Source organism: Acidithiobacillus sp. TH-A36, from assembly GCF_057473445.1.
The window spans coordinates 1-5,445 of sequence record NZ_JBYCKP010000038.1; the positions used below are offsets into that span (position 1 = coordinate 1).

Here is a 5,445-nt window from a genome sequence, read left to right on the forward strand (position 1 = left end):
CGCTACGACCTTATCGCCTCCGACGCGAGAATGCTAAGAGTCAAAATTGATGCTTAGCCGTTTGCCTGCTAACCCGGCAGTCAATCGTGCCTGCGCAAAAAGCCGCGCAGGCCGGTTACTTATACATTAGGTATCTTTACAATCACCCATTGCCACTATGAACTACATCAATATGACAACTCAAAATATTTCGGTAACTCTAATTACTCAGGGTGAGCACAAATTCTATTCTGGCACCATGGAAATAGAGCTCATTTCACTTACATGCTCAACAAATCCAAGAGAAGATGATCCGGATCAAGGGTTTCAGCGCACATTGGATGAAAGTCGAGCAAAATCTATTGCAGACTATATCCGAAACGGTGGCACGATACCTTCAAGCATCATACTTTCCGCTCAACCGGAGTCGGAACTGACCTACAACTCAAAAAATAAGACAATTACCTTCAACGAAGTGCAAGGCTCCTTCCTAATTCTGGATGGGCAGCATCGCGCATACGGCTTCAGAAAGTTGTTAAAAGAGGGCGTAAAATATCGAGTACCAGTCATTATTTATAATGGCCTCACTCCGATGCAAGAGGCTAGAATATTCATTGATATCAATACGCTGCAGAGACCCGTTCCTAAGGAACTATTACTGGATATCAAGCGTCTAGCCGACAGGGAGTCAGATGATGAGCGAATGCTTGATGAGCTGTTCACAAGTTTCGAGACAGAACCTGACAGTTATCTGCTCAACAAACTAAGTCGAATTGATAAGCAAAGAGGAAAAATTTCAAAGGTCACATTTTATGACTCGATGAAGCCGATGCTAAAGGAATTCAACATATCAAGTACTGAAAGACTTTACAGAATAATAAATACGTTTTTTCTTGCCGCAAATGACATATCTGAAGAAAATCAGTTCAACCTAGAAATAGCAATAACAAAGGCTACACTATTCAAAATATTACTAGCCCATTCTCGCGCAATAATAAGCATAATATCGGACAATAATAGCGATGACATTGATAAGATTAGTGAACACAAGAAATATTTAATTCGTTCACTTCCGGGTTCATTTCAGGATATAGCCAACTCAAAGGCATATTTAAAATCAGTAGAGCTGCTTGACAGAAAGCTCCTTCGACGTAACCTTACCATCTAATGGAAATAAAGAAGGCAATTAGGCTTCTTGGACCTTTAATGGTTGAGGGAGTTCTTTCAGTTCGCAACAATTCACATGTACGTTTAGTGGAAATGCTCCATCAGTTGGATTTTATCACGCGAAGCATCACAAAGACAGCCGATCAAATAATCATCAAGTTGCAGATTCTTGATGTTGAACCATTTTATAACTTGCTTTCAGGAGAGGCCAATAAGTTTCTGTTGGCGTCTAGGATAAGCCATGAACGCTCTACTCAAGAGCAATTAAATAATGCGTCTTGGCAAACAATTGAAAACTATTACGCCGCATATTACAGTATTCACTATCTCCTTCGAGTCACAGGGATCAGTGTGACGAATCTGGATACTCGAGGGACCAGATCAATTGAGCGAAGCAGTTATGGGACACCTGTTGCTTTCCCTGTGCCAGCCGGCCTGTATATCATAAAATTTGATAGCTCTACAAATGAGCTTACTCTAACTAAAAATTTAAAGAAAAATGGTGGCTCTCATCAGGATGCATGGCAGTTGTGGGCGGGTCTAATCGATAAGCTGCGCATGCAAACCAACATAGATCCAATAGAGTATGCTGACCTTTCAATTGACTTGGCTGAACACAAAAATTTTCTTATTAAATCCACATTGAAATACAATCCACCAGAAATCCGTGGGGAAATAAACTACCAGTTTCGTGGTGGCACATGGATTTTTGAAAAAAATTCAGGGAGGTCAATTGGTATTTTGCAGCGAGCAATAGCTGGCACAGAATCATCTTCATCCTCGGTTTTGGCAACCCCAGAAGGCTTAATAGCAAATAATAAAATTATAATCGGACTTGCAAAATATGTATTTAAACACGCTGCTGAAAAATACCCCCAAGGCATTGGTCGAGCACTCTTACATAAATATAAAATCTACGTTTCATGAGATCTTAATATGTCTTCGCAAATACCAAGCTGTTCGGTCAAGCTGACGCCAAAAAGCTTCGGTTCTCCGTTACCTTCAGTCGCTGCGCTCCTTACGGTTCCAGCTTACCTTGGGCGTTATGCGTCATCAGGCTCCTGCGCGGCTATTGCATAGGAGAAAACATGAAGGGCAGTTGTTTATGTGGGGCCGTTGAATACGAAGTCGATCAATTGGACACGCCAATTTCTCATTGCCATTGCCATATTTGTCGTAAGGCTCATGCTGCGGCCTTTGCTTCAACTGCCGGTGTAATGCGAGGGCATTTCCGCTGGTCCAAAGGTGAAGAGAAGCTGGCGGCTTTTGAATCATCGCCGGGAAAGCTCAGGCATTTCTGTTCTGTTTGCGGCTCTCACCTCGTCGCCGAGTGTCCCGCGCAGCCCCATGTCATCGTTCGTGTGGCAACACTTGATGAAGACCCCGGATCTAAGCCGGTCATGCACATATGGTGTTCGCACGACGTACCTTGGTTGCAAGACGAAGAGAGCATTCCGTCTTAATCAAGAGTGGCAACCCGGTCGGTAATGAGCATGACGCCCAACGAATAAGGTTAGATCGTGCGAAGCCACGATCTGAACCGTTTGTTGGACGAGCCCGGTTCTGCGCGTCGATCGGGCTGCACAGGAAATATATTTGGGAACTACTCCGATTTGGAGTTTCACTAGTGTAGTGTTGCATTATTGGTGAAACTTAAGCCTTCGGGGCGCGCTAAAAGCGGTGCATCCCTTAGCTGCCGTTATGTTCCCTAAAAGTTGACGTATGGTTCCTGAAGTGGGTTCGCCTCGCATCAGGGAGCTGATATTTGGAACGTATCGGATTGTTTACAAGGATACCGAAGCCAGAGCGTGCCTGTTATCATTCGACTCTAGGTTTACTGCTGCAGGTTGATTGCTCATGTCTGTTCGTACCCGTTTTGCGCCGAGTCCTACTGGTTATTTACATATTGGGGGTGTCCGCACCGCGCTGTATTCGTGGTTACATGCCCGCCGCCAGGGGGGGCGTTTTGTGCTGCGCATTGAAGATACGGATCTGGAGCGCTCTACGCCTGAAGCGACGGCGGCCATTCTTGAGGGCATGGCCTGGCTGGGGCTCGATTGGGACGAAGGCCCTTTTTACCAGACACAACGCATGGATCGTTATCGGGAAGTGCTGGCGCAGATGTTGGCAGCAGGGACTGCCTATTACTGTTATTGCAGCCGTGAAGAAGTGGATGCCATGCGTGAAGAGCAACGCACGCGCGGCGAAAAGCCCCGTTATGACGGGCGTTGCCGGACACGCAGTACCGCCCGTGAGGGGGTGGCACCGGTTATCCGTTTTCGCAGTCCGGATACGGGCGAAACGGTGGTAGAAGACCTGATTCATGGTCGGGTCAGCTTTCAGAACAGTGAACTGGATGATCTGATCATCGCCCGCTCTGATGGAACGCCTACCTACAATTTCTGTGTAGTGGTGGACGACTGGGATATGGGCATTACCCATGTTATCCGGGGCGATGATCATCTCAATAATACTCCCAGACAAATGCAGATTTTGCAGGCCTTGGGTGCAAATCTTCCGGTTTACGCCCATGTACCGATGATTCTCGGGCCGGACAAGCAGAAACTTTCCAAACGTCACGGTGCTGTCAGTGTGCTGGAATATCGGGAGCAGGGATTTTTGCCGGACGCCCTGCTGAATTTTCTGATTCGTCTGGGCTGGTCGCATGGTGACGAAGAAATATTCAGTCGCGAACAAATGATTGAGTTTTTTCAGATTGATACCGTCAATAAAGCGGCTTCGGCGTTTAACCCGGAAAAATTGCTGTGGATTAATGCCCAGCACATGCAACGGCTGAGTCCCGAGGGCCTGGCTCAGCATTTACGGCCATATCTGGACGCCCAGGGCATCACCGAGGCGAGTCTGGCCCAAGGCCCTGACTTGTCTGCGGTTGTCGCCTTATTGCAGGAGCGCGCCAAGACCCTGGTAGAAATGGCCGGGGCCGCCAGCATGTTTTATCTGGCGCCAGTGACGGGTGAGGTCAAGGATGTAGAAAAACATCTTCATGGTCAGGGCGCTTTGCTGGAGAGTCTCCTCCAGCATCTGGAAGCCTTGCCGGTCTGGACGGCGGCGGCCATTCACAGCGCCATTCAGGAGTTGGCAGTCAGTCATGCCGAGGGGAAAATGGGAAAAATCGCCCAGCCCTTACGGGTTGCCGTGGCAGGGCGCGCGGTTTCCCCGCCTATTGATGGTACCCTGGCGCTGTTGGGAAAAGACGAGACGCTTGCCCGTATCCGTCATGCTCGCAGCTGGCTTGCGGCGGTCTGAGCGCAGTCCCAAGCAATTTGGGTTGGGTGATATACGCGCATCCTTCCAATTTTCAGGGATTTTAGCAGCTGCTGATACTTGGCGTCGGGCGGTTCATTTGCGATGATGGAGTCAAGCGCAGTTCCCGATCGTATTTTCCAGCTCAGGAGATCAGCTCATGGCTATGAACGTCACCCAGAAAATTATTGCCGCGCACTTGGTGAGTGGCACCCTCAAGGCGGGGAGTCCGATAGCTATCCGTATTGATCAGACGCTCACCCAGGATGCCACCGGAACCATGGCCTATTTGCAGTTTGAGGCGTTGGGTCTGCCTCGGGTACGCACTGAACTGTCTGTTTCCTATGTCGATCATAATATGCTGCAGTCCGGCTTTGAAAATGCGGACGATCACCGGTTTCTGCAGAGCTTTGCCGCGAAATACGGAGTCCATTTCAGTCGGCCGGGCAATGGTATTTGTCATCAGGTACATCTCGAACGGTTTTCCAAACCGGGTGGTACCTTGTTGGGTTCGGATTCCCATACGCCGACTTCTGGCGGTGCCGGAATGCTGGCTATTGGCGCGGGCGGACTGGACATTGCCCTGGCCATGGGTGGTTTGCCCTTCAACCTGAATATGCCGGAAGTGGTGGGCGTCAAACTGACGGGAAAATTACAGCCCTTTGTCAGTGCCAAGGACATCATTCTTGAAGTACTGCGTCTGAAAACCGTCAAAGGCGGGGTGGGCAAGGTGTTTGAGTATTTCGGCCCGGGGGTGGAACATTTGAGTGTCCCTGCGCGCGCGACCATCACCAACATGGGGGCGGAACTGGGGGCTACCACCAGTGTTTTCCCCAGTGATGGCGTGACCCGGGACTATCTTGCCGCCCAGGGGCGTGGAGCGACCTGGTCCGAGTGGGTGGCTGATGCGGATGCGAGTTACGACGAAGTGCTCGAAATCAATCTGGATACGCTGGAGCCCCTGATTGCCTGCCCGCACAGCCCGGATAATGTCAAAAAAGTGCGGGAAGTGGCCGGAACCAAGGTGGCCCAGGT

The 5,445-nt window shown here is 49.3% G+C and carries 5 protein-coding genes; all 5 read left to right on the forward strand.

Annotated features, from left to right (window positions below):
• Positions 1-172: 172 nt before the first annotated feature.
• Entirely contained in the window at positions 173-1,147 is a 975-nt protein-coding gene (locus AC2VLY_RS00900) for a DGQHR domain-containing protein (protein WP_486921610.1), read from the forward strand.
• A gap of 38 nt (positions 1,148-1,185) precedes the next feature.
• Positions 1,186-2,073 (forward strand): hypothetical protein, encoded by an 888-nt coding sequence (locus tag AC2VLY_RS00905; RefSeq protein WP_486921611.1) that lies wholly within the window; start codon positions 1,186-1,188, stop codon positions 2,071-2,073.
• 161 nt (positions 2,074-2,234) lie between these two features.
• Positions 2,235-2,609, forward strand: coding sequence for a GFA family protein (locus AC2VLY_RS00910; protein ID WP_486921612.1), 375 nt, complete (start codon positions 2,235-2,237; stop codon positions 2,607-2,609).
• 394 nt (positions 2,610-3,003) lie between these two features.
• Positions 3,004-4,413, forward strand: coding sequence for a glutamate--tRNA ligase (gene gltX / locus AC2VLY_RS00915; RefSeq protein WP_486921613.1), 1,410 nt, complete (start codon positions 3,004-3,006; stop codon positions 4,411-4,413).
• A 157-nt stretch (positions 4,414-4,570) separates the two neighbouring features.
• Positions 4,571-5,445 (forward strand): aconitase family protein (locus tag AC2VLY_RS00920; protein WP_486921614.1); only part of this gene is annotated, 875 nt, incomplete at its 3' end.